The sequence below is a fragment of the Actinophytocola sp. NPDC049390 genome (genome assembly GCF_044466355.1).
Lineage (GTDB): Bacteria > Actinomycetota > Actinomycetes > Mycobacteriales > Pseudonocardiaceae > Actinophytocola.
In genome coordinates, this window is the sequence record NZ_JBITMQ010000003.1 from 173,882 (window position 1) to 196,705 (window position 22,824).

The window sequence follows — 22,824 nt, forward strand, 5'->3', positions numbered from 1 at the left end:
GGAAGAACCCTCCAGTCAGCGCAGGCGCAGCGGGAGACCGGCCACGAGCAGCAGCACCTCTGCGCACACTTCCGCAAGGCCCGCGTTGAGCGTGCCGAGCTGATCACGGAAGAGCCTGCCAGAACGGGTCGACGGCACCACGCCCAGGCCGACCTCGGACGACACCAGCACCAGCGTGGCGGAGGACGAGGCGACCGCGGCCACCAGCCGGTCGCACTCGCGGTGCACGCCGTCGAGGTCGCCGTCCCAGGCGTGGTGGTCGTCCATGACGCCGGTCAGCCAGGTCGCGACGTCGTCGACCAGCACGGGACCGTGCGCGGACGTGAGGAACGCGGGCAGATCCGGCGGTTCGACCGTGCGCCAGCCCGGCGGGCGGCGGGCGACGTGGGCCGCGATGCGGGCCCGCCACTCGGCGTCGGTGGGGTCGACGCGGGCCGTCGCCACGTAGGTGGCCTCGTCGGCGGGCAGGAGTCCCTCGGCGTGCGCGGACTTGCCGGACCGGGCGCCGCCGAGCACCAGGGTCGTCACGGCCGCACGCTATCTTGTGCGGCCGTGACCTACCGCTGGGACCACGACGGTTCGCCGACCTTCACCGACCAGACCGCCGCCGAGGAGTGGCTGTCCGCCAACTGGCGTCACCTCCTCGACGCGGGCGTCGACGAGGTCACGCTGCTGGACGGCGACGAGGTCGTGTACGGGCCGATGAGCCTGCACCCCGCTGACTGACGCCGACCGACCTCAGCCCGTGAGCGAGGCGTCCCGCACGACGACGCCGTCGAGCGCCTCGTCGATCTTCTTCAGGACGTCGGCGTCGAGCTTCACACCCGCGGCCTTGACGTTCTCGTGCACCTGCTCGGGCCGGGTGGCGCCGATGATCGCCGAGGCCACGTTCTGGTTCTGCAGCACCCACGCGACCGCCAGCTGCGCCATGGACAACCCGACCTCGTCGGCGATCGGCTGGAGGTCCTGGACCTTGCGCAGCAGCTCGTCGTTCTGCAGGAAGCGGGAGATGAAGTTCGCGCCGCTCTTCTCGTCGGTGGCGCGGGAGCCCGCGGGCGGCGGCTGACCCGGCTTGTACTTGCCGGTGAGCACGCCCTGCGCGATCGGCGACCACACGATCTGGCTCAGCCCGGCTTCCTCGCTGGCGGGGACGACCTCGGCCTCGATGACGCGCCACAGCATCGAGTACTGGGGCTGGTTGGAGATGAACGGCACCTTCAGCTCACGCGCCAGCTCGGCACCGGCCGCGATCTGCTCGGCGTTCCACTCGGACACCCCGACGTAGAGCACCTTGCCCTGCCGCACCAGGTCGGCGAACGCGAGCATCGTCTCCTCGAGCGGCACGGACTTGTCGAAGCGGTGCGCCTGGTAGAGGTCGACGTAGTCGGTCTGGAGACGCCTGAGCGACGCGTTCGCCGACTCGAGGATGTGCTTGCGGCCGAGCCCCTTGTCGTTGGGGCCGCCGGGGCCGGTCGGCCAGTACACCTTCGTGAAGATCTCCAGGCTCTCCCGCCGCTGCCCGGCCAGCGCCCGCCCCAGCACGGCCTCGGCGCGCGTGTTGGCGTACACGTCCGCAGTGTCGAAAGTACTCACTCCCGCGTCGAGCGCGGCCTTCACACAGGCGACCGCCTGCTCCTCCTCGACCTGGGACCCGTGCGTGATCCAGTTCCCGTACGAGATCTCACTGACACTGAGGCCACTACGGCCAAGACGACGAAACTCCATACCCCCAACCTATCCCTGGACCAACTCCAGCCCACCCCGCGAGTCGCGTTCCCGGACGTGCCGAGTTGCGGTTTTCGTGCAGATCTTGGTCCGTGGGGATGTGCACGAACCCGACAACTCGGTGTGTGCCAGAGCGCGACTCGCGGTCCGGACTCCGCGAGTCGCGCGCCGGAACACCGCGAGTCGCGTTCCCGGACGTGCCGAGTTGCGGTTTCGTGCAGATCTTGGTCCGTGGGGATGTGCACGAACCCGACAACTCGGTGTGCGCCAGAGCGCGACTCGCGGTGTCTGGGGGCGTGACTCGCGTAGCAGACCTTGCGTGTCGTGGGCGAGTACACCGCGAGTCGCGTTCCCGGACGTAGCGAGTTGCGGTTTCGTGCGGATGTTGGGCTGCGGGGATGTGCACGAAATTGACAACTCGGTGTGTGCCAGGGCGTGACTCGCGGTGTCTGGGGGCGTGACTCGCGGGGTTTGTGCTTGGTTGTGGGGTTAGCGGCGGAAGCCGCCTTCTGTGTTCAGGACCTGGCCTGTTATCCAGCTTGCTTCGTCTGTGGTCAGCCAGGTGATCAGGCGGGCCGGGTCGTCTGGTTCGGCCCACCGGCCGCCCGGGAAGCGGGTTGCCACCGCCGCTCGGGTCTCGTCGGAGGCGTAGCCCGTGTCCACCGGGCCCGGGTTGACCGTGTTCACCGTGATGCCCTGGGCAGCCAGTTCGTCGGCGAGCGTCGCCGTGACCGACCACAGGGCGCCCTTGCTCGCCGCGTACGCCACCTCGTTCGGCATCGGGCCCTCGTTCTGACCCGACGTCAGGAACACGAGGCGGCCTGGGCGGCCCAGTGCCGCGAACGCCCGCGCCAGCAGGATCGACGCTCGCGCGTTCACCGCCCAGTGCGCGTCCAGCATGGCCGCCGTCTGGCTGGACAGTGGACCGTCCGAACCGGACAGGGCCTGGTTGCACACCACGATGTCCGGCGCGCCGAGTGCCGCGACCACCGCGTCGACCAGTGCCGCCGGGCCGTCGGGCGCGGCCAGGTCCACCGAACCGTGCGCGACCGGCGCCGACGCCACCGCACGTACGCCGTCGACCACCGCCGTGACGTCGTCGGCGCCCCACGGCTGCTCCGCGTCGTGTGGCGAGTAGTGGTGGACGTACACGCTCGCCCCGTACGCGGCGAGCCGCCTGCACGTCGCGTACCCGATGCCCGCCCGCCGCGACGCGCCCGTCACCAGCGCGACCCGGCCGCGCAGCGGGAGCGGGTCGCGAGCGAGCTCAGTCAATCTGGTCGCCCGGACGCACCCTGGGCTTCGGCACCCGCAGCTTGCGCAGTTGCGACGCCCGGATGAACGCGTACCAGCCGATCGACAGCCCGCGGACCGGCTCCTTCGGGAACTTCGCCCGCACCTTCCTGGTCAGCCTGCCGCCGAGCAGAACGCCCTCGATGATCATCGCGACCAGCATCAGCAGGCACAGGAGCGTGGTGTAGCTCTGGACGGCGGGGTTCGGCACCAGCAGCGCGATGAAGATCAGGATCGCGAGCGGCATGAACAGGCCGAGCAGGTTGCGGCGCGAGTCGACCGAGTCGCGGATGAACGCCTTGACCGGGCCGCGGTCGCGCGGCATCAGGTACTTCTCGTCGCCCGCCATCATGCGTTCGCGCTGGGTGGCGCGGATCTCACGGCGCTTGGCGGAGAGCTCCTTGCGCTCCTCCTTGTTGCCGCGCGCCCGCTTGATCGCCTCGCGGGTCGTGCGCGGCGGCGGCGCGACCGGGCCGCGCTTGCGCTGCTCGGCCTCACGGCGCTTGGGAGTCGGGCGGCCCTTGCCCGGCGTGTGGGCCTTGTTCCGCGCGGCTTCCTCCTCCGCGAGCCCCACCTCACCGCCGTCGTCGTCGACGTCGGCGCTGTCTGCTTCTTTGCGGCGAAGGAACCTCACACGCCAAAGGGTAAAGGAGGTGCAACTACGCTTTGACCATGCGGGTCCTGATCGCTCCTGACTGCTTCGGTGGGACGTTGACCGCGCCGGAGGCCGCCGAGGCCATCGCCGCCGGGTGGCGCAGTAGTGCGCCGGACGACGAGCTCACCCTCTGCCCCCTGGCCGACGGCGGCCCCGGCTTCGTGGACGTGCTGCACTCGGCCCTCGGCGGGCACCTGCGGCACCGGTCCGTGGCCGGTCCGCTCGGCGCGTCCACCGACGCCGTGTGGCTGGAACACGACGGCACGGCCTACATCGAATGCGCGCAGGCCTGCGGCCTGACGCTGGTCCCCAAGGAAGAGCGGGACGCGCTCGCCGCCAACACCGTCGGTGTCGGCGAGTTGATCAGCCACGCCCTCGACTCGGGTGTGCACACGATCGTCGTCGGGCTCGGTGGCTCCGGCAGCACCGACGGCGGCGCCGGCATGTTCCGGGCGCTCGGCGCGATCCCGGTCGGCGAGGACGGCGAGCCCCTGCCACCCGGTGGCGGCCCGCTGATCGACACCGCGCGGCTCGTCGGCGAGGTGGACCTGCGCGGCGTGCGGCTCGTCGCGGCCTCCGACGTGGAGAACCCGCTGCTCGGCAAGGACGGCGCCGCCCGTGTCTTCGGCCCGCAGAAGGGCGCCGACGACCTGGCCGTCCGCAGGCTGGAGCGGTCGCTGACCCGGTGGGCCGACCTGCTCGGCGAGGTCGCGGGCCGGGACGTCCGCGACGAACCGGGTGCGGGCGCGGCGGGCGGCCTGGGTGCGGCGCTCATCGCGCTCGGCGCCACCGTCGAGTCCGGCGCGGGCGTGGTCCGGCGGCTCACCGGCCTCGACGGCGCGCTCGACCGGGCCCAGCTGGTGGTCACGGGCGAGGGCAGCTTCGACTTCCAGTCGCTGCGGGGCAAGTTGGTGACGAGGGTCTCGGGCGCCGCGTCCGAGCGCGGGGTGCCCTGCGTGGTGCTCGCGGGCCAGGTCAGCGTCGGCCGCCGCCGCGCCGCGTCCGCCGGGGTGGAGCAGGCCTACTCGGTCGCCGAGCACGTCGGGTCGGCCGAGGCGTCGCTCGCCGACCCCTCGGGCACGCTCACGCAGCTCGCCAAGCACGTGTCCACACAGTGGCGGCTGTAACAGCGAGGGTCGAGCCGCATGTGTCACCATGGACGGTGAGGACGGGGAATAAACCACGGTTCGACCGCGATTGACCCCGGGTAGTAGGAGTCCGAAAGGTCGAGGGAGAACCATGACGACTGCCCAGGAGAACACCACCGAGACGGAGACGCACGGCGTGCTCCTGTCGGACGCGGCTGCCAGCAAGGCCAAGGCCCTGTTGGACCAGGAAGGCCGTGACGACATGCACCTGCGCATCGCCGTTCAGCCCGGTGGCTGCGCCGGCCTGCGCTACCAGCTCTTCTTCGACGAGCGCACGCTCGACGGCGACCTGTTCCGGGACTTCAACGGCCTGAAGGTGGCCGTGGACCGGATGAGCGCGCCCTATGTGCAGGGCGCGACGATCGACTTCGTCGACACCATCGAGAAGCAGGGCTTCACCATCGACAACCCCAACGCCGGTGGTTCCTGCGCTTGTGGCGACTCGTTCCACTGAGCAGGTGACGTGATACGGGCCGCGACGTGCACACGTCGCGGCCCGTTCTCGTTCACACAGTCGTTCAGACGTACTCCTCCAGGCTGCTGACCTGGGCGAACGTCGCCTCGTCCACCTCCCACAGCACTGGTTCCCGCTGGCCGGGGAGGGTGGTCCCGCCGTCGCGGAGGGCGTGGGGGATGTCGGCGCAGTCCGCGATCAGTTCGGCGAAGGACTCGGGTTCAGGTGTGCTCACGGCTCGAACTTAGGTCGGAAGTCCTCGTCCGCACGAGCCTTACCAACCGGTAGTCTCCAGCGAGTGCCCTAGTGGGTCTCGATCGGCGTCGCGCACTATCGTTGACGACTCCGTGTCACTCCAACTGACGACCACCAGACAGGGGAAGCCCTCGTGCCCGTAGCCGTCTCCGGAAGCATCGCCACCGACCACCTCATGCACTTCCCGGGCAGGTTCGCCGAGCAGCTCGTCGCGGAGCAGCTGCACCGGATCTCCCTGAGCTTCCTCGTCGACGACCTGGTCGTCCGCCGCGGCGGGATCGGCGCGAACATCGCGTTCGGCATGGCGGTCCTCGGCAGCTCACCCGTTCTGGTCGGTTCCGTCGGCGAGGACTTCGGCGACTACCGGTCGTGGCTGGAGCGGCACGGTGTCGACTGCTCCGGCGTGCGGGTCTCCGAGACCGCCCACACGGCGCGGTTCGTGTGCACCACCGACGACGACATGTGCCAGATCGCGTCGTTCTACGCCGGTGCCATGGCCGAGGCCAGGCTCATCGAGCTGCGTCCCGTCGCGGAACGGGTCGGCGGCCTGGACCTGGTGCTGATCAGCCCGGACGACCCGGACGCGATGCTGCGCCACGCGGAGGAGTGCCGCCAGCGCGGGTACGCGTTCGCCGCCGACCCGTCGCAGCAGCTCGCGCGCATGTCCGGTGAGCAGATCCGCGAGTTCGTCACGGGCGCGCAGTACCTGTTCTCGAACGACTACGAGTGGGAGCTCCTGCGGCAGAAGACCGGCTGGTCGGAGCAGGACGTCATGTCGAAGGTCGGCATGCGGATCACGACGCTGGGCGAGAAGGGCGCGGAGCTGGTCGACCCGTCCGGCACGTCCATCCACGTCAGCGCGGTGCCGGAGACCGTGAAGGCCGACCCGACGGGCGTCGGTGACGCGTTCCGCGCGGGCCTGCTGTCGGGGCTGGAGAAGGGCCTGTCGCTGGAGCGGGCCGCGCAGCTGGGTTCCTACATCGCGGTGCTGGTGCTGGAGACCGTCGGCCCGCAGGAGTGGACGCTGGACAAGGCGCTCGCCGTGCAGCGGATCGGGTCGGCGTACGGCCCGGAGGCGGCCGAGGAGATCGGCGCCATCCTCCCGTAGCAGGTACCGCTTTCGGGGCACGCCTGGTACTTGTCATTACTATGCGTGCTCTCGCGGTCACCGCTGCGTTCCTGTTGTTGTTCGCCGGTGTGGCGTCGGCAGACGTCGGACCGTGGCGGACCATCGGGTCCGACGTCGCGCGGCCCCTGGACGAGAGCCAGGGGCTGGCCGTGGTGGAACGGCCGCCCGGCACGGTCGTGAAGTACACGGGCGTCGGCACCATTCCGGCGTCGCTGCGCACGCGGGGCTGGAACCACGTGGGTGACCCGGGTGCGGGCCACGGTTACTACGTGGAGCCGTACCAGCGCGACGACCGCGGGGCGAAGCTGTTCCGCGTCCAGGCGCCGGACGGCTCGTGGGCCGAGTACCAGCACGCGCTGGAGTCGTGGGAGGCGAACAACAACTCGTTCGCCGCCGTGTCCCCGGACGGCCGCTGGATGGTGGCCGGCGAGTGGGGGACCATGGACCGGCTCCTGGTGCACCCCATGCCGGGCATCGCGCACACGAACCCGGCGGCGAACCTGCCGTACGCGTCGGCGGTCCGGCTCGACCGGCCGGTCCGCGACATCCAGGGCTGCGACTTCACGTCGGCCACCCGGCTGCTGTGCTCGTCGGACGACCCGGAGGGGTCGCTGTTCGGCGTGACGAAGCCGTTGCTGCAGGTGGACCTGGCCGCCCCGGTGGGCGGCGGGGACGTCACCGGACGGGTCACGCTGCTGGGCCAGCTGCCGCTGGTGAGCGGGTGCTCCGGCGAGTTCGAGGTCGAGGGCATCGACTACGACGAACGCGACGGCACACTGCGGGTCGTGGTCCTCTCACCGAGCATCTGCGTCGCGTTCGACAGCAAGACCTGGCGGTTCCGGCGTTAGAGCTTCACCGGGTAGTGCGGCTCCGGGATGCGCGGCCGGATGTTCTGCTCCACGAAGATCCCGTGCCACAGCATGTACACCAGCAACGCCCAGATCCGCCTGCTGTGGTCGAGCGTGCCCGCGCGGTGCTCCTCCAGGAGCTTCAGCACCGCGTTCTTGTCGATCTCCTCCTCGGTCTGCGACTTGAGGATGATCTGGCGGGCCCAGTCGTACATCTCCTCCTTCAGCCACAGCCGGATCGGCACCGGGAACCCCAGCTTGCGCCGGTTGAGCACGTGCTCGGGCACGATCCGCTTCAGCGCCTGCCGCAGCGCGTACTTCGTGGTCTCCTTGGTGATCTTCTCCTCGGACGGGATCTTCGACGCCACCTTGAAGACCTCCGCGTCCAGGAACGGGACGCGCAGCTCCAGCGAGTTGGCCATGGTGACCTTGTCGGCCTTCACGAGGATGTCGCCGCGCAGCCACGTGAACAGGTCCACGTGCTGCATGCGGGTCACCGGGTCCCACGCCGTCGACTCGCCGTACGGGCCCGCCGTGACGTCCTTGTGGCCGATCGACGGGTCGAACGTCTTCAGCACGGCCTGCAGCTGGTCGTCCCGGAAGATGCGCGCGTTGCCGTAGTAGCGGTCCTCCAGGGACAGCGCGCCGCGGCGCAGCAGGTCCTTGCCGCGCGTGCCATCGGGGATCTTCGTGGACAGGTTGCCCATGGCCTTGCGCAGCGCGCCCGGCACCTTCTCGAACGCGGCGAGCGAGATCGGCTCCTTGTAGATGGTGTAGCCCCCGAACAGCTCGTCGGCGCCCTCGCCGGACAGCACCACCTTCACGTGGCGGCGGGCCTCCCGCGCGATGAACCACAGCGGCACCAGCGCCGGGTCCGCCACCGGGTCGTCCAGGTACCACACGATCAGCGGCAGCGCCTCCATCATCTCGTCGGCGTTGACCGTTCTGACCACGTGTTTCACCCCGATCGCCGCCGCCGACTCGGCCGCGACGTCCACCTCGGAGTAGCCCTCGCGCTCGAAACCCGTCGTGAACGTGATCAGGTTCGGGTTGTGCTCGCGGGCGAGCGCGGCGATGGCCGTGGAGTCGATGCCGCCCGACAGGAACGACCCGACCGTCACGTCCGCGCGCATGTGCTTGGCCACCGAGTCGCGCAAGACCTCGGCGATCTCGTCGTACAGCTGCTCGGAGTCCTTCACCGGGGTCGGCCGGAACGTGTGGAAGAAGTACCGGTCCGTGCGCAGCTGCCCGCCGGGCGAGATGGTGAACGAGTGACCGGACTCGATGCGCCGCACGTCCGTGTGCAGGGTCTCCGGCTCCGGGACGTACTGCAGCGTCAGGTAGTGCTGCAGCGCGGTGCGGTCCAGCTCGGGCTTCAGGTGCAGCCGAGGGGCCAGCTCGAGCAGCGCCTTCTTCTCACTCGAGAACGCCACCCCGCCCGGGCCCGCCGAGTAGAACAGCGGCTTGATGCCGAACGGGTCACGGGCGCCGAACACCTCGCGGCGCCGCCAGTCCCAGATGACGAACGCGAACATGCCGCGCAGCTTCTGCACGGCGGCGGGCCCGAGGTAGTGGTAGAGGGCGACGATGACCTCGCTGTCACCGTTCGTGCGCATGGTCGCGCCGTGCTTCTCGACCAGCTCCTCGCGCAGCTCGAGGTAGTTGTAGATCTCACCGTTGAACAGCAGCGTGTACCGCTCCTGCACGCCCTCCGGGCTCCAGTGCAGCGGCTGGTGGGAGTGGTCGACGTCGATGATGGACAGCCGGTTGAATCCGAAGACCACCTCGTCGCCGGTCCAGGTGCCCGTTTCGTCCGGGCCGCGGTGGCGCTGGCACCGCATCGCCGCGGCGACCGCGTCCCTGGCGGCAACGGCGTCCTGTTCCGTCGGGCACACCACACCAAGCAGACCGCACACGGTTCGGCACAACCTTCCCTGTCGAGTGCTTGTGAGGGGTAAGTATGGCCGTCGTGGCCAGGGCGGCCCCTAAGCGGTGTGGCCTGGGCCTCTGGGCTACGCTCCAACGCTGTGATCACCGGTCTTCCTAGGAGGGATCGCGCAGTGGGCGGAACGCAGCGTTCGCGGGCATCGCGACTGACCACCATCGGTGGGCTCGTCGGACTGGTCGCGTTCACCGCGACGGGGTGCTCCGGCAGCGAGGTCCTGCGTTTCGGCTGGCCAGAGGGCGTCACGCCGCAGGCTGACCGCATGGCGGCCTTCTGGACCTGGACGGTCGTCGCGTCCCTGGTCGTCGGCGTCATCATGTGGGCGCTCATCCTGTGGCCGGTCGTCGCCCACCGCAAGAAGGGCGACACGCTCCCCAAGCAGTTCCAGTACAACCACTTCCTCGAGTTCATCTACACCGGCCTGCCCGCGGTCATCGTCGTGGTGCTCTTCTACTTCACGGTGACCACGCAGAACTTCGTGCTGGCCGAGGAACCGGAGGACCAGGTCGACGTGAACGTCGACGTGCTGGCCTTCCAGTGGAACTGGCAGTTCACCTACAACGAGTACGTGGACGCCGACGGCAAGCGGGTCGTGCCGCGCACCTCGGACGGTGAGCTGGTGACCACCACCGGCAGCACCACCGAGATCCCGCTGCTCGTGCTCCCCGCGCAGCAGACCGTGCACTACGACCTGCGCGCCCGCGACGTCATCCACTCGTTCTTCGTGCCGGAGTTCAACTTCAAGCGGGACGTGTTCCCGTACCCGGAGAAGAACAACCAGGACAACACGTTCCAGAACTCGATCGACCGCGAGGGCTCGTTCGTCGGGCGCTGCGCCGAGCTGTGCGGCACCTACCACTCGGGCATGAACTTCGAGGTCAGGGCACTGAGCCCGGAGCGGTTCGACGACTACATGCAGCTGCGCGTCACCACGAACGAGGAGACGGGCAAGCCGTACACGGCCGCCGAGGCACTCACCCGCATGGGCGAGGAGGACCCGTCGTGTGGCGAGCTGTGCAGCCCGACGGCGGTGACCACGTCCCCGTTCAACCCGGACCGCACCGCGCGGACCTCGTCGAACTGACGCCTGGAGAGGATTCCCATGAAGGTCGAAGCCCGGCTCTTCGACGTGACGACGGCGTTCTTCTTCCTCGCCGCCATCGTGTACGGCTTCTGGTCCAAGGAGCCGGTCGGCATCGTCGGCCTCGTCCTGACCGGCGGCCTGTCACTGATCATCGGGTCGTACTTCCACTTCGTCGCCCGACGGGTGGAGCGGCGGCCGGAGGACAACCCGGACGCCGAGATCAGCGACGGTGCCGGTGAGGTGGGGTTCTTCTCGGCCGGGTCGTACTGGCCGGTGGGGATCGCCGCCTCCGGTGGGCTGGCGGCTGTGTCGCTCGCCTTCTGGCAGGTGTGGTTGCTGGTCGTGGCGATCGTGCTGGTGTTGCTCACGGTCGGCGGGCTCGTGTTCGAGTACCACACCCGGCCCAACGCCACCGACTGAGTTTCCGCTGCTCGAGGCGCGTCTCCGGGATCCCCGGGGGCGCGCCTTTCTGGTGTGTCTCCGCGCGGACCGTGGGTGCTGAAGGACCCCTTCAGCACCCACGGTCCGGCGTCAGGACGCCAGTTCGCGGCTACGCGTGATCCACCGCTCCAGCAGGTCCGCCGCCTTGCCCGAGTCGATGGCTTCCGCGGCCGTGTCCAGACCGGCCTTCAGGTCGCCCGTCAGGTCGTCCGAGAGGCCCCTGAACGCCGCGATCGTGCCCGCCGCGTTGATCAGCACCGTGTCGCGGACCGCGCCCGCGTCGCCCGCGATCAGGGACCGCAGGACCTTCGCGTTGTCCGCCGCGTCGCCGCCTTTCAGGGCGTCCCGGGCGGCGGGTGCCACGCCCAGCGCCGACGGGTCGATCCGGTCCTCGCGCACGACGCCGCCGGTCGCCACCCACGCCTTCGTCGTCGTGGTGGTGGTGATCTCGTCCAGGCCGTCGTCACCGCGGACGACGAGCACCGAGAAGCCGCGGGACGCGAGCACGGAGGCCACGACCGGGGCCAGGCGCGCGTGTGCGCAGCCGATCAGCGCCGACGTCGGCTGCGCCGGGTTCGTCAGCGGGCCGAGGATGTTGAACACCGTCGGGATGCCCAGTTCCCTGCGGGTCGGGCCCGCGTGCCGCAGCGCCGGGTGGAACGCGGGGGCGTAGCAGAAGCCGATCCCCAGCTCACGGACGCACGTGGCGACCGCCTCCGGTGAGAGTTCGATCACCACGCCGAGCGACTCCAGCACGTCCGCGGCACCGCAGCGGGACGACTGGGCGCGGTTCCCGTGCTTGACCACCGGCACACCGGCGGCCGCGGTCACCAGTGCGCTCATCGTGGAAATGTTCACACTGCCGGATTGATCACCACCGGTGCCGACGACGTCGGCCGCGGCCACGTCCAGGGGCACGCGGTGCGCGTGGGCCAGCATCACCGTCGCGAGACCGGCCACCTCCTCGGGCGTCTCGCCCTTGGACCGCAGCGCGGCCGCGAACGCGCCGATCTGACCGCCGGTGGCCCGGCCGGTCATGATCTCCTCCATCGCCCACGACGTGTCGTCGGTGGTCAGGTCCTCACGCGCGACCAACCGGCCCAGCAGGCCGGGCCAGGTCTGTGCCATCCGGGCTCACCCCTGTACGACTGGGAGCTGCTTGTTGCGCAGCACGTCGGCGACCGTCTCCGCGGCGGCCAGCGGGTCGAGCGGGTGCGAGATCACCGCGTCGGCCTGCGACCAGGTGGCGAGCCATCGGTCGTCCTTGCGGCGGATCGCGATCACGATCGGCGGGCAGTCGTCGATCTCGTTCTTGAGCTGCCTGCACAGGCCGATGCCCCCGGTCGGCTGCGACTCGCCGTCGAGGATGGCCAGGTCGACGTTGCCCGCGTCCATCTCCATCAGCACGTCGGCGATGGTGGCGGACTCGTGGTAGGTCACGCGGCCGAGATCGGCGGCGGGACGGCGCCCGACAGCTGTGACAATCCTCTCCCGGACCTCGGGCCGGTGGCTGAACACGAGGATCTTCAGCGGGGAGCTCATGGCGGTGCCTCCGGCGGTCGAAATAGGGCAGGTCCGGACACCTGGATGCTATCCGGCACGGCTTCGCGGCCCGCAGGTGCCCGACAAAGGCTCGACGATCTCTCGAACCACCGCGCCACGCCCCAACCCCGATCAGCTGACCGGGGACCGACAGGCAATAATGCCCGCGTGACGACAGCAGCGCCCTCAATCAGCCAGCGTGTGCACTCGCTGAACCGGCCGAACATGGTCAGCGTCGGCACCATCGTGTGGCTGGCCAGCGAGCTGATGTTCTTCGCCGGCCTTTTCGCCATGTTCTTCACGGTCAAGGCGCAGAACGACACCGGCCACTGGCCCCCACCGCCGTACCACCTCGACGTGCCATACGCGCTCGTTGTCACGATCGTGCTGGTCGCTTCGTCCCTCACCTGTCAGATGGGTGTGTTCGCGGCGGAGCGAGGTGATGTGTTCGGGTTGCGCAGGTGGTACACGGTCACCCTGGTCATGGGCATCTTCTTCGTGCTCGGCCAGGCGAACGAGTACCGGACGCTGATCGAGGAGGGGCTCACCATCCCGTCCTCGGCCTACGGCACGGTCTTCTACCTGACCACGGGCTTCCACGGCCTGCACGTGACCGGCGGTCTCATCGCGTTCGTGTACCTGCTCATGCGCACCAAGATGAGCAAGTTCACGCCTGCACAGGCCACGTCGGCCATCGTCGTGTCGTACTACTGGCACTTCGTGGACATCGTCTGGATCGGCCTGTTCACCGTCATCTACTTCATTCCGTGATGCGACCGAGCCGCCGACTCGCCGGGTCCGAACTGACACCAGAGGTTGCCGCACAATGACCAAGAAACTCAGGGCACGCACCAAGCTCCGGCGCCGCATCGCGGGCCTGCTGGCGCTGGGCATCGCGCTCGTGGGCGTCGGCGCGTTGTACAGCGTGCTCGTCCCCGAGCCGCAGACCGCGCAGGCCCAGCAGGATCCGGTCTTGGTGCGCGAGGGCGAGAAGATCTACAACAACACGTGCATCAGCTGTCACGGCAGCAACCTCGAGGGCGTGCAGGACCGCGGGCCGAGCCTGATCGGCGTCGGCGAGGCCAGCGTGTACTTCCAGACCTCGACCGGCCGCATGCCCGCCGTCGCCCAGAGCGCGCAGATCCCGAAGAAGCCCCGGGTGCTGTCGCCGCAGGAGGTCGACGCGGTCGCGGCGTACGTCCAGGCCAACGGTGGCGGCGTGGAGATGCCGGAGGAGAGCGGCCAGGCGCTGCGCGGGGACGACCCGGCCCGCGGCGGTGAGCTGTTCCGGTTCAACTGCGCGTCCTGCCACAACTTCACCGGCCGGGGCGGTGCGCTGTCCTCCGGCAAGGAGGCGCCGGCTCTGGACGGTGTCACCGAGGACGAGATCTACGCGGCCATGGTGTCCGGCCCGCAGAACATGCCTCGTTTCTCCGAGCGGCAGCTGTCGCCGGAGGAGAAGAAGGACATCATCACCTACGTCAAGTCGGTGACGGACGGCAACAACAACCCCGGTGGTAACCCGATCGGCGGTCTCGGTCCGCAGTCGGAGGGGTTCATCGCGTTCTTCGTCGGGATTGCCGCTCTGCTCGGCATCACGTTGTGGATCGGGGCAAAACATTGAGCACGGACAAGCCTGAGGAGCTGCCCAGCGAGGAGGAGCTCGGGCAGATGTCCCGGGACGAGCTGGTCAAGCTGGGGAGCACGCTCGACGGCGTCGAGCTGGTCGAGTACCCGGACCCGTGGCCGGTCAAGGGCACGCGCGCGGAGAAGCGGGCAGAGCGCCAGGTCGCGTTCTGGTTCGCGCTCGCGGGCATCTCCGGTCTCGCGTCGGTGGTCGCCTTCATCTGGTGGCCCGCCAAGTACGTGGCCCCGAGCGAGGACGGCCACTTCATGTACTCGCTCTACACGCCGGTCCTCGGCCTCACCTTCGGCCTCGCCGTCCTGGGCATCGGCATCGGCGTGCTGCAGTACGTGCGGAAGTTCATCCCGCACGAGATCGCGGTCCAGCAGCGGCACGACGGTGGCTCGAACGAGCTGGACAAGGCGACGATCCTCGCCAACCTCGCCGACGCGGGCAACCGCAGCACGATCGCCCGCCGCCCGATGATCAAGCGGTCGCTGGCCTTCGGTGGTGGCGTTCTCGGCCTCGCGCTGACGGCGCTGCCGCTCGGCGGGTTCCTCCGCAACCCGCACGCGCAGTCCGCCAACAAGGACGGCCTGATCCACACCCCGTGGCAGCACACCGAGGAGGGCGAGAAGGTCTTCCTGCGCCGTGTCACCGGTGACAACGACGAGCTGTCCCTGGTGCGGCCGGAGGACCTCGACGGTGGCGCCATGGAGACGGTGTTCCCGTACCGCGAGGGCGACACCCACGAGGACTGGGTGAAGATGCTCAAGCGTGGCGACAGCCCCGTGATGCTGATCCGCCTGCGGCCCGCCGACGCGGCCAGGGTGATCAAGCACGAGGGCCAGGAGGACTTCAACTACGGCGACTACTACGCCTACACGAAGATCTGCAGCCACGTCGGGTGCCCGACCTCGCTGTTCGAGGCGCGCAGCAACCGCATCCTGTGCCCGTGCCACCAGTCACAGTTCGACGCACTGCAGTACGCCAAGCCGGTGTTCGGGCCTGCCACGCGCAAGCTGGCGCAGCTGCCCATCGCGGTGGACGAGGAGACCGGCTACTTCATCTCGACCGGTGACTTCATCGAGCCGATCGGGCCCGCCTACTGGGAGCGGAAGTCATGAGTGGAATGACCACGCCGACGAAGCCCGACAACATGGTCATGCGGGCGGCCGGTGGCGCGGCCAAGTGGGCCGACGACCGGTACCACCTGTCGGGCGGCATCCGCAGGCAGCTGAACAAGGTCTTCCCGACGCACTGGTCGTTCCTGCTCGGCGAGATCGCGCTGTACAGCTTCATCGTGCTGCTGCTGTCGGGTACCTACCTGGCGCTGTTCTTCGACCCGTCGATGGCCGAGGTCACCTACAACGGTTCGTTCGCGAACCTGCGCGGCCTCGAGATGTCCCGGGCCTACGAGTCGACGCTGTACATCACGTTCGACGTGCGCGGCGGCCTGTTCGTGCGCCAGGTGCACCACTGGTCGGCGCTGCTGTTCATGCTGTCGCTGACGATCCACATGTTCCGCACGTTCTTCACCGGCGCGTTCCGCAGGCCGCGTGAGGTCAACTGGGTCATCGGTGTCCTGATCTTCCTGCTGGGCTGCTTCGAGGGCCTCGCGGGCTACTCGCTGCCGGACGACCTGCTCTCCGGCGCCGGCCTGCGCATCACCTCGGGTCTGACCATGTCGATCCCGGTGATCGGCACCTGGGCCAACTGGCTGCTGTTCGGCAGCGAGTTCCCGGGCACGGAGATCATCCCCAGGCTCTACACCGCGCACATCCTGCTGATCCCGGGCATCCTGCTCGCGCTGATCGGTGTGCACGTGGGTCTGGTCTGGTACCAGAAGCACACGCAGTTCCCGGGCGTGCGGCGCAAGGAGACCAACGTCGTCGGCGTCCGCATCATGCCGACGTTCGCCCTCAAGGCGGGCGGCTTCATGGCCGTCGTCATCGGTGTCACCGCGCTGCTCGGCGGTCTGTTCCAGATCAACCCGGTGTGGAACTTCGGTCCGTTCTCCCCGGCCCAGGTCTCGGCGGGCACCGTGCCCGACTGGTACATGGGCTGGACCGACGGTCTGGTCCGACTGTGGCCCGCGTGGGAGGTCTACCTCGGGAACTACACGATCCCGGCGCCGTTCTTCCCGTTCATGATGGGTCTGCCACTACTGACCGGAGTGGCGGCGGTCTATCCGTGGATCGAGAAGAAGTTCACCAAGGACTACGCGCACCACAACCTGCTGCAGCGGCCGCGTGACGTGCCGGTGCGCACCAGCCTCGGCGTCATGGCGATCACGTTCTTCATGGTGTCGCTGCTGTCCGCCGCGAACGACGTGCTCGCCGAGAAGTTCGACATCTCGCTGAACGCGACGACGTGGATGGGCCGTGTCGGGTTGCTGGTGCTGCCGCCGCTGGCGTACGCGATCACGTACCGCCTGTGCCTCGGCCTGCAGCGGTCCGACCGGATGGTGCTGGAGCACGGTGTCGAGACCGGCATCATCAAGCGCCTGCCGCACGGTGAGTTCATCGAGGTGCACCAGCCGCTGGCCGGGGTGGACGAGCACGGCCACCCGATCCCGCTGGAGTACCAGGGCACCCCGGTGCCGAAGAAGATGAACAAGCTCGGCTCGGCCGGTGCGCCGGTCGCCGGTTCGCTGCTGCGGCCGGACCCGCCGGAGGAGACCGCGGCGCTGGCGAAGGCCCGCGCGGCGCAGCACGGCCACGGTGCCGAACTGGAGTCGGGCTCCGGTGAGACCGAGACCGGCACGTCGGTCGCGACGACCGACGAGGACCCGACGAAGAAGATCGGGCCATCATAAGGTTCCGCTCGATAGCGGCCGCCGCGTTCTTCGCGGCGGCCGCTGTCGTCGTGGCCGGGTGTTCTTCGCCGCCGCCGCACCTGGCCGCGGCCCACATGCGAGGGACGGAGTGCCCGTTGCCGGACGCGGGGTTCGACTGCGACTTCCAGCGCCGGATCGCCGCCGTGCAGGCGTACCTGGCCGACCGCCCCGGCACCACCGGCGTGGTCCTCCACGACCTGCGGACGGGCGCGGTGTGGCACAACGACCACGCCGCCGACCTCACGTGGACCGCGTCCACGATCAAGCTCGCGATGGTCGTCGACCTGTTCACCCGCGACCGCGCGGGCGAGATCACGCTCACCGAGGACGACCGCGCCCTGATCCGGTCCATGCTCCACTCGTCGGACAACGACGCGGCGGACACCCTGTGGTACCGGTACTCGGGCGACGACCACATGGCGTTCAACGACAACTTCCCGGCGTACGGGTTGACGTCGCTGGAGCCACAGGAGGGCTACACGGAGTTCTACCCGTACTGGGGCTTCCAGAAGTGCACACCGGAGGACCTGGACCGGCTGATCCACCACGTGCTGACCGACCTGCCGCCGGACGACCGCACCTACCTTCTCGACCAGATGCGCGCGGTGGCACCCAACCAGCAGTGGGGCGTGTGGGGCGCCGGGACCGCCGCGCAGCCCGGCGCCAAGAACGGCTGGTCGGAGGAGGACGGCGGCTGGGTGATGAACTCGGTCGGCTTCGCGGGCCCCGATGCGCGGTACACGCTCGCGGAAATGAACAACCTCCGCGGCGAGGGCGGCTACGACGCGGGCCGGGAGACCGTGACGCACGTGGCGGAGCTGCTCTTCGAGGGCCGCTTCTGATGTGCTGGGAACCGCTGGACGCACCGCCAGAAGGCGAGCCTGAGGCCTCCTTCCGAGGGCGTTGGGAGGATCGGCTGTGGTTGAACGTTCCTGGCCCGTTCTACACCGGCATGACTGACAACTGTTGGACAGGCCGGCTACACGCACCGCGTCATGTGCTTTACGGCGGCGAGTACTTCGGTGAGTACGTATACCGCCAGCCGACGACGTCGGCGGAGGTCCGAACAGTCGTGAGGGCGGCGCACGCAGATCCGTTCTGCGGTTACGCCTGCGACGGTGATGATCGATGGTCACCTGATTCCGTTCGGGAATGGTGGCGCGACCGAGCACGGGTGTCCGAGTATCTGGAGTCACTCCTGCCCGAATGGTCTTTCAGCGACAGCGCGGAGAAACGGGAAGCCGCCGTTGGACTGAGGGACTTCGCGTCCTACCTTGCCGAGGGACTCAGCGCGGATCTCCGAACATACCTTTTCCGGCTCGAAGAGGGCCGCTACCCGACAAGCTCAGGACCGCTGCCCGATCTTCGCTGAGCACTGACGGCCGCCCGGGGGAGCGGAGGAACGGTCAGCGGTAGAACGGCAGCCTCGGGTCGATCCGCTCCTCCCGCCACGTGTCGCGGATCCACCCGTGCGCGGGGTCGTCGCTGATCAGCCACGCGCGTTCGGTGCCCGGGCCCGCCATGACGTTCAGGTAGTACAGGTCGTACCCGGGCGTCGCCATCGACGGGCCGTGCCAGCCGTGGGGGATCAGCACCACGTCGCCGCCGCGGACCTCCTCCAGGATGTCGATCGGCCGCTCCTCGGTGCCGTACACGCGCTGGTACGCCATCCCGCCGTTCGCCACCTCGAAGTAGTAGATCTCCTCCAGCTCGCACTCGCCCGGCCGTGCCTCGTCGTGCTTGTGCGGGGGATACGACGACCAGTTGCCGCCCGGCGTGAGCACCTCGCACGCGATCAGCTTGTCCGCCTTGAACACGCCGGGCGTGCAGAAGTTGTTCACCTGCCTGCTGCAGTTGCCCGCGCCACGCAACTCGACGGGCGTCCGCGAGGCCGGGGCGTACCGGACCGGCAGGCGGTTCTCGCACACCGCCGACGGGAAGGCGATCTTCGCGCCCGCCGCCTCGATCCGCGCCGTGCAGTCACGCGGCAGGTACAGGAAGTCGGTGTTCGCGGTGAACACCGACTCGCGGCCGGTCAGCTCGTAGGTCTCGCCGTCCACCGTCACCGTGCAGCCACCCGACAGCGGGAGCACCAGCGTCTCCGCGTCGCCGGTCACCACCTCGTGCGTGCCGGTGACGGTCAGTACCGTCAGGCCGCTGTACGTCCAGCCCGCCGTCGCCGGGGTGATCCTCACAGCAGCCCCGCCGCGGTGTCGACGGCACGCGCCACGTCGTCGTCCGGTGGGTACAGCAGCGACCGGCCCACCACGAGACCGTGCACGGTCGGGTTGCGCAGTGCGCGCTTCCACCGGCCGTACGTCGCTTCCTGGTCCGCCGCCACCTCGCCGCCGAGCAGCAGCGTCGGCAGTGTCGTCGTCGCCAGCACCTGCGCCATCTCCTCCCCACCGTCGCCGATCACCGGGACCTTCAGCCACGTGTACGCGGACGTCGTGCCGAGCCCGGACGCCACCGCCAGTGCCGTGGTCGCGGCCCGCACCGACAGGTCGTTGCGCAACCGGCCACCGTCCCGGACGGACACGAACGGCTCGACCATCGCGATCAGCCGTTCGTCCGCCAGCTCGCTCACCGCGGCCGCGCACGCCGCCAGTGTCGCTGCACTGCGGTCGTCGCTGTAGTCGATGCGCAGCAGCATCTTGCCGCCGTCGAACCCGTTGCGGGCGATCGCGGCGGTGTCGTAGCCGGTGAACCGGTCGTCCAGTTCGAACGACGCACCCGCCAGCCCGCCCCGGTTCATCGACCCGAAGACGCTCCTGTCGTGCAGTGCCTCCAGCAACAGCAGGTCCTCGAGGACGTCCGCGGTGCCCAGCACACCGGTCACGCCCGGCCGCGCCAGCGCGATCGTCAACCGCCGCAGCAGGTCCGCGCGGTCGGCCATCGCCAGTGGACGGTCCCCGGCGGCCAGCGCGCCGCGGGCCGGGTGATCGGCGGCGATGATCAGGGCCTTGCCGTTGTCCCCCAACAGGGATTCCGGTCGGGTGCGGGCCTGCGCCAGCTCCGTGATCCGTTCGGGACGGCGGGCACGGGTCAGCGCGATCCCCCGCACGACCTCCGGCCAGTCAACCCGCATCCAGTACCTCCTCCACCTCGGCGGTCGTGGGCATCGCCGCCGAACAGGACAGTCGCGACGCGACGATGGCGCCCGCCGCGTTCGCGAACCGCATGGTGTGCTCGGTGTCCCAGCCGGACAGCAGGCCGTGGCACAGCGCGCCGCCGAACGCGTCGCCGGCGCCGAGGCCGTTCACCACCTCGACCGGGTGTGGTGGCACCTCGACCGCGCCCGTGTCGTCCACCGCCAGCACGCCCTTCGGGCCCTGCTTCACCACCGCGAGCCGGACCCCCTTGTCCCGCAACGCCTCCGCTGCCTCGTGCGGGTCGCGGGTGGCGACCGCGGTCTCGCACTCGTCGAGGTTGCCGACGGTCACCGTCACGTGCTCGAGGGCCTCCTGCACCCAGCGGCGGGCCGCCTCGCGCGACTGCCAGAACGCCGGGCGGTAGTCCAGGTCCAGCACCGTCGACGCGGCCGGGTCGCGGGTACGCAGCGCGGTCAGCGTGGCGGAGCGGCTCGGCTCCTCGCACAGGCCGGTGACCGTCACCCACAGGATCTTCGCCGCCCGGACCGCGTCCAGGTCCAGCTCGTGCGGGTGGATCACCAGGTCGGGCGCCTTCGGCAGTCGGTAGAAGTAGATGGGGAAGTCGTCCGGCGGGAAGATCTCGCAGAACGTGACCGGGGTCGGCAGGTCGGGCACGTCGGTGACGTAGCGGTCGTCGACGCCGAAGTCCCGCAGCGCGCGGTGCAGGTACGCACCGAACGGGTCCGCGCCCGTCCTGCTCACCAGCGCCACGCGGTGCCCGTACCGCGCCACGGCGACCGTCACGTTGGCCGCCGTGCCGCCGAGGTACTTCGCGAACGTCGTCACGTCCGCCAGCCCGACGCCGGTCTGCTGCGGGTAGATGTCCACCCCGAGCCTGCCCATGGCGATCACGTCGTAGGGATCACCCATTCGCCACCTCCACGCTGCGTGCGGCGTCAGCCCTGGTCAGCCACCCGCGCCAGCTCGCGGCGGCGCGGGCGGGCTCGGTCCACGGCTGTGAGCATCGAACCATCCTGGTGCCCGGCCGATCCAGCCATCGCAGCACGAGCGCCACTTCTTCGGCCGGAGCGCCGCGCAACGGGCCCTCGCCGGGCAGCACGGTCTCCGCCGACGCCGCGAGCGCGTCCACCACCGGCATCGGCGGCACCCCACGCCGCGCGACGCCCGCCGACGCCAGCCGCCCGTGCCGCACGACCGCGAACTCCCAGCCGTTGTTCCCGTCCGGCCTGGCCGCGATCAGCTCCGGCACCGCCGCCAGCGCGGCCAGCCGCTGACCCCGGTCCAGCGCGCGGACCAGCACGGCGAGCCGGTCCCGGTCGACACCGGCCTGCTCGAACCGCTGCGCCGCCGAGTGCGCCATGAGCCGCCGCTCCAGGCGGTGCAGCGGGTCCAGCAGCCTGCCCGCCACCAGCGACACGAACGACGACACCGACGGCGTGTACTGCTCGATCGTCTGTCTGCCCGCGCACGGCGCCGCGCAGCGGTGCAGCTCCGCGAGCGCACAGGGCGTGCCACCGGCCCGCTGTGCCGGGATCCGCACGGTGCACGGCCGGATGCCGGTCGCGTCCTGCAGCGCGACCATCGCGTCCTCCGCGAGCCCCCGCGACCGGAACGGGCCGAGCGCGCCGTCGCGCGGCGTCCGCACCAGCGACAGCCGGGGGAACGGCTCGTCGGTGAGCGTCAGCCACCACGCCTGCTTCGGGTTCTTCGACCGCCGGTTGTACGCGGGCTTGTGCGCCGACAGGAGGCGCAGCTCCCTGACCTGCGCCTCCAGCGAGTGGGCGCACTCGACGTGGTCCACCCGCACCGCGAGCGCAACCATCTCCCGCAGCCTGCGGCGGGTCTCGCTGGCGGTGAAGTACTGCCGCACGCGTCGGCGCAGGTCGCTCGCCGTGCCGACGTACAGCACCTCCTCGCCCGGCCCCCGGAACAGGTACACACCCGGTGTCGACGGCAGGTGGGCCGCCATGGACCGCTTGCGGCGTTGTTCTGGCGTGACGTCGGGGATGTAGTCGTGCAGCTCCTCCAGTGTCTGCACACCGATCGACCCGACCCGCTCCAGTAACGAGTGGAAGACGTCGACGGTCGCCCGCGCGTCTTGGAGCGCGCGGTGGTTGGGCGTGGTGGACGCGTGTAAGAGCTCTGCCAGCGCGGACAGCCGGCAGCTCGGCGCCTCCTCCCTGGTCAGCACCCGTCTGGCGAGCTGGACGGTGCACACGACCGCCGGTTTCGGCCAGCGGTAACCCATCCGCTCGCACGCCTTGCGCACGAAGTTGGTGTCGAAGCCCGCGTTGTGCGCCACCAGCACGGCGCCGCTGATGAACTCCAGGAACGCCGGCAGGACGGTGTCCAGGCGGGGCGCCGCGTAGACCATGGCGTCGGTGATGCCGGTCAGCGCGACCACTTCCGGCGGGATGCCGCGGCCGGGGTCCACGAGCGTGGCGAACTCGCCGAGCACCTCACCGCCGCGCACCTTCACCGCGCCGAACTCGGTGATCGTGTCCTCGTCGCTGACCCCGGTGGTCTCGAGGTCGAACACGACGAAGGTCGTGGCACGCAGCGGCGTGCCGAGTTCGTCGAACGCGAGCTGCTCGCTCGCCCCCGCTTTCGTCATGCCGGGCAAGCTAGACCCGACCACCGACAAAGCCGGTCGGTGCCAGGGCACGTCCCGCGGATCTCAGCCGCGGGATTCGCGCCCATCTGGCCGCTGGCTGCGTTGTCGGAAAGCC

The 22,824-nt window shown here is 69.7% G+C and carries 24 protein-coding genes; 12 read left to right on the forward strand and 12 right to left on the reverse strand.

The annotated features are described in order from the left end of the window. Window positions 1–15: 15 nt before the first annotated feature. Window positions 16–528 (reverse strand): bifunctional adenosylcobinamide kinase/adenosylcobinamide-phosphate guanylyltransferase, encoded by a 513-nt coding sequence (locus ACIBVP_RS11805; protein ID WP_396106048.1) that lies wholly within the window; start codon window positions 526–528, stop codon window positions 16–18. Between the two features lie 24 nt (window positions 529–552). On the opposite strand from ACIBVP_RS11805, the gene ACIBVP_RS11810 reads away from it, so the two are divergent. After that, window positions 553–726: a hypothetical protein gene (locus ACIBVP_RS11810; RefSeq protein WP_396106049.1), complete on the forward strand. Its 174-nt coding sequence runs from the start codon at window positions 553–555 to the stop codon at window positions 724–726. 12 nt (window positions 727–738) lie between these two features. Here ACIBVP_RS11810 and ACIBVP_RS11815 read toward each other — a convergent pair whose 3' ends face one another. From ACIBVP_RS11815 to ACIBVP_RS11825, 3 genes are all read right to left on the reverse strand, one after another. Further along, complete coding sequence (locus ACIBVP_RS11815; RefSeq protein ID WP_396106050.1) at window positions 739–1,725, reverse strand: aldo/keto reductase family protein; 987 nt, start codon at window positions 1,723–1,725, stop codon at window positions 739–741. 489 nt (window positions 1,726–2,214) lie between these two features. Next, window positions 2,215–3,000, reverse strand: a complete 786-nt coding sequence (locus ACIBVP_RS11820; RefSeq protein WP_396106051.1) for an SDR family oxidoreductase — start codon at window positions 2,998–3,000, stop codon at window positions 2,215–2,217. Then, complete coding sequence (locus ACIBVP_RS11825) at window positions 2,993–3,652, reverse strand: DUF3043 domain-containing protein (protein ID WP_396106052.1); 660 nt, start codon at window positions 3,650–3,652, stop codon at window positions 2,993–2,995. The genes ACIBVP_RS11820 and ACIBVP_RS11825 overlap by 8 nt, the downstream gene beginning before the upstream one ends. Window positions 3,653–3,690: 38 nt before the next feature. Here ACIBVP_RS11825 and ACIBVP_RS11830 point away from each other — a divergent pair, with 38 nt between their 5' ends. After that, window positions 3,691–4,800: a glycerate kinase gene (locus ACIBVP_RS11830; RefSeq protein ID WP_396106053.1), complete on the forward strand. Its 1,110-nt coding sequence runs from the start codon at window positions 3,691–3,693 to the stop codon at window positions 4,798–4,800. A gap of 112 nt (window positions 4,801–4,912) precedes the next feature. Further along, on the forward strand, window positions 4,913–5,275 hold the full coding sequence (locus ACIBVP_RS11835) for a HesB/IscA family protein (protein ID WP_378060901.1): 363 nt from the start codon (window positions 4,913–4,915) through the stop codon (window positions 5,273–5,275). Between the two features lie 64 nt (window positions 5,276–5,339). Here ACIBVP_RS11835 and ACIBVP_RS11840 read toward each other — a convergent pair whose 3' ends face one another. Next, window positions 5,340–5,510, reverse strand: coding sequence for a hypothetical protein (locus ACIBVP_RS11840; RefSeq protein ID WP_396106054.1), 171 nt, complete (start codon window positions 5,508–5,510; stop codon window positions 5,340–5,342). 195 nt (window positions 5,511–5,705) lie between these two features. On the opposite strand from ACIBVP_RS11840, the gene ACIBVP_RS11845 reads away from it, so the two are divergent. Together ACIBVP_RS11845 and ACIBVP_RS11850 are read left to right on the forward strand one after the other, a co-directional pair. Next, window positions 5,706–6,638 carry a carbohydrate kinase family protein gene (locus tag ACIBVP_RS11845; protein WP_396106412.1) on the forward strand — a complete coding sequence of 311 codons (933 nt, stop codon included), beginning with the start codon at window positions 5,706–5,708 and terminating at the stop codon, window positions 6,636–6,638. 41 nt (window positions 6,639–6,679) lie between these two features. Further along, a complete protein-coding gene (locus tag ACIBVP_RS11850; protein ID WP_396106055.1) occupies window positions 6,680–7,507 on the forward strand; it encodes a hypothetical protein in 828 nt (275 codons plus the stop codon). Here ACIBVP_RS11850 and asnB read toward each other — a convergent pair. Continuing rightward, on the reverse strand, window positions 7,504–9,423 hold the full coding sequence (gene asnB / locus ACIBVP_RS11855) for an asparagine synthase (glutamine-hydrolyzing) (protein WP_396106056.1): 1,920 nt from the start codon (window positions 9,421–9,423) through the stop codon (window positions 7,504–7,506). The two genes, ACIBVP_RS11850 and asnB, sit on opposite strands and share 4 nt — an antisense overlap. A 144-nt stretch (window positions 9,424–9,567) precedes the next feature. Here asnB and ACIBVP_RS11860 point away from each other — a divergent pair, with 144 nt between their 5' ends. Together ACIBVP_RS11860 and ACIBVP_RS11865 are read left to right on the forward strand one after the other, a co-directional pair. Then, entirely contained in the window at window positions 9,568–10,536 is a 969-nt protein-coding gene (locus ACIBVP_RS11860; RefSeq protein WP_396106057.1) for a cytochrome c oxidase subunit II, read from the forward strand. An 18-nt stretch (window positions 10,537–10,554) separates the two neighbouring features. Continuing rightward, window positions 10,555–10,956, forward strand: a complete 402-nt coding sequence (locus ACIBVP_RS11865) for a cytochrome c oxidase subunit 4 (RefSeq protein WP_396106058.1) — start codon at window positions 10,555–10,557, stop codon at window positions 10,954–10,956. A 111-nt stretch (window positions 10,957–11,067) separates the two neighbouring features. Here ACIBVP_RS11865 and trpD read toward each other — a convergent pair whose 3' ends face one another. Next, complete coding sequence (gene trpD / locus ACIBVP_RS11870) at window positions 11,068–12,105, reverse strand: anthranilate phosphoribosyltransferase (protein ID WP_396106059.1); 1,038 nt, start codon at window positions 12,103–12,105, stop codon at window positions 11,068–11,070. A 6-nt stretch (window positions 12,106–12,111) separates the two neighbouring features. Next, window positions 12,112–12,519, reverse strand: coding sequence for a hypothetical protein (locus ACIBVP_RS11875; protein WP_396106060.1), 408 nt, complete (start codon window positions 12,517–12,519; stop codon window positions 12,112–12,114). Between the two features lie 225 nt (window positions 12,520–12,744). Between ACIBVP_RS11875 and ACIBVP_RS11880 the strand changes: the two genes are divergently transcribed. From ACIBVP_RS11880 to ACIBVP_RS11900, 5 genes are all read left to right on the forward strand, one after another. Then, window positions 12,745–13,290, forward strand: a complete 546-nt coding sequence (locus ACIBVP_RS11880; RefSeq protein WP_396106413.1) for a heme-copper oxidase subunit III — start codon at window positions 12,745–12,747, stop codon at window positions 13,288–13,290. 55 nt (window positions 13,291–13,345) lie between these two features. Beyond that, on the forward strand, window positions 13,346–14,143 hold the full coding sequence (locus ACIBVP_RS11885; protein ID WP_396106061.1) for a c-type cytochrome: 798 nt from the start codon (window positions 13,346–13,348) through the stop codon (window positions 14,141–14,143). Continuing rightward, window positions 14,140–15,270 carry a ubiquinol-cytochrome c reductase iron-sulfur subunit gene (locus ACIBVP_RS11890; RefSeq protein ID WP_396106062.1) on the forward strand — a complete coding sequence of 377 codons (1,131 nt, stop codon included), beginning with the start codon at window positions 14,140–14,142 and terminating at the stop codon, window positions 15,268–15,270. Before ACIBVP_RS11885 ends, ACIBVP_RS11890 begins: the two co-directional genes overlap by 4 nt. Beyond that, window positions 15,267–16,961 carry a cytochrome bc complex cytochrome b subunit gene (locus ACIBVP_RS11895; protein ID WP_396106063.1) on the forward strand — a complete coding sequence of 565 codons (1,695 nt, stop codon included), beginning with the start codon at window positions 15,267–15,269 and terminating at the stop codon, window positions 16,959–16,961. Before ACIBVP_RS11890 ends, ACIBVP_RS11895 begins: the two co-directional genes overlap by 4 nt. Window positions 16,962–17,077: 116 nt before the next feature. Next, window positions 17,078–17,824 carry a tat pathway signal sequence gene (locus tag ACIBVP_RS11900; RefSeq protein WP_396106064.1) on the forward strand — a complete coding sequence of 249 codons (747 nt, stop codon included), beginning with the start codon at window positions 17,078–17,080 and terminating at the stop codon, window positions 17,822–17,824. Between the two features lie 564 nt (window positions 17,825–18,388). Here ACIBVP_RS11900 and iolB read toward each other — a convergent pair. Genes iolB through ACIBVP_RS11920 form a run of 4 tightly spaced genes read right to left on the reverse strand, consistent with a single transcriptional unit; the run spans window position 18,389 to window position 22,709 of the window. Further along, window positions 18,389–19,177: a 5-deoxy-glucuronate isomerase gene (gene iolB, locus ACIBVP_RS11905; RefSeq protein WP_396106065.1), complete on the reverse strand. Its 789-nt coding sequence runs from the start codon at window positions 19,175–19,177 to the stop codon at window positions 18,389–18,391. After that, window positions 19,174–20,070 carry a hypothetical protein gene (locus ACIBVP_RS11910; RefSeq protein WP_396106066.1) on the reverse strand — a complete coding sequence of 299 codons (897 nt, stop codon included), beginning with the start codon at window positions 20,068–20,070 and terminating at the stop codon, window positions 19,174–19,176. The genes iolB and ACIBVP_RS11910 overlap by 4 nt, the downstream gene beginning before the upstream one ends. Continuing rightward, window positions 20,060–21,004, reverse strand: a complete 945-nt coding sequence (gene iolC / locus ACIBVP_RS11915) for a 5-dehydro-2-deoxygluconokinase (RefSeq protein WP_396106067.1) — start codon at window positions 21,002–21,004, stop codon at window positions 20,060–20,062. The genes ACIBVP_RS11910 and iolC overlap by 11 nt, the downstream gene beginning before the upstream one ends. Beyond that, the gene (locus ACIBVP_RS11920) at window positions 20,997–22,709 is read right to left on the reverse strand and encodes a DEDD exonuclease domain-containing protein (RefSeq protein ID WP_396106068.1); all 1,713 of its coding nucleotides are present in this window, start codon (window positions 22,707–22,709) and stop codon (window positions 20,997–20,999) included. The genes iolC and ACIBVP_RS11920 overlap by 8 nt, the downstream gene beginning before the upstream one ends. Window positions 22,710–22,824 lie beyond the last annotated feature (115 nt).

What these genes read in the sequence shown, in the direction of transcription:
- ACIBVP_RS11815 (WP_396106050.1), bottom strand. Translation starts at nt 1,725, where the DNA reads ATGGAGTTTCGTCGTCTTGGCCGTAGTGGCCTCAGTGTCAGTGAGATC.
- ACIBVP_RS11830 (WP_396106053.1), top strand. Translation starts at nt 3,691, where the DNA reads ATGCGGGTCCTGATCGCTCCTGACTGCTTCGGTGGGACGTTGACCGCG.
- ACIBVP_RS11835 (WP_378060901.1), top strand. Translation starts at nt 4,913, where the DNA reads ATGACGACTGCCCAGGAGAACACCACCGAGACGGAGACGCACGGCGTG.
- ACIBVP_RS11845 (WP_396106412.1), top strand. Translation starts at nt 5,706, where the DNA reads ATGCACTTCCCGGGCAGGTTCGCCGAGCAGCTCGTCGCGGAGCAGCTG.
- ACIBVP_RS11850 (WP_396106055.1), top strand. Translation starts at nt 6,680, where the DNA reads ATGCGTGCTCTCGCGGTCACCGCTGCGTTCCTGTTGTTGTTCGCCGGT.
- ACIBVP_RS11865 (WP_396106058.1), top strand. Translation starts at nt 10,555, where the DNA reads ATGAAGGTCGAAGCCCGGCTCTTCGACGTGACGACGGCGTTCTTCTTC.
- trpD (WP_396106059.1), bottom strand. Translation starts at nt 12,105, where the DNA reads ATGGCACAGACCTGGCCCGGCCTGCTGGGCCGGTTGGTCGCGCGTGAG.
- ACIBVP_RS11875 (WP_396106060.1), bottom strand. Translation starts at nt 12,519, where the DNA reads ATGAGCTCCCCGCTGAAGATCCTCGTGTTCAGCCACCGGCCCGAGGTC.
- ACIBVP_RS11880 (WP_396106413.1), top strand. Translation starts at nt 12,745, where the DNA reads ATGGTCAGCGTCGGCACCATCGTGTGGCTGGCCAGCGAGCTGATGTTC.
- ACIBVP_RS11885 (WP_396106061.1), top strand. Translation starts at nt 13,346, where the DNA reads ATGACCAAGAAACTCAGGGCACGCACCAAGCTCCGGCGCCGCATCGCG.
- ACIBVP_RS11895 (WP_396106063.1), top strand. Translation starts at nt 15,267, where the DNA reads ATGAGTGGAATGACCACGCCGACGAAGCCCGACAACATGGTCATGCGG.
- ACIBVP_RS11910 (WP_396106066.1), bottom strand. Translation starts at nt 20,070, where the DNA reads ATGCGGGTTGACTGGCCGGAGGTCGTGCGGGGGATCGCGCTGACCCGT.
- iolC (WP_396106067.1), bottom strand. Translation starts at nt 21,004, where the DNA reads ATGGGTGATCCCTACGACGTGATCGCCATGGGCAGGCTCGGGGTGGAC.
- ACIBVP_RS11920 (WP_396106068.1), bottom strand. Translation starts at nt 22,709, where the DNA reads ATGACGAAAGCGGGGGCGAGCGAGCAGCTCGCGTTCGACGAACTCGGC.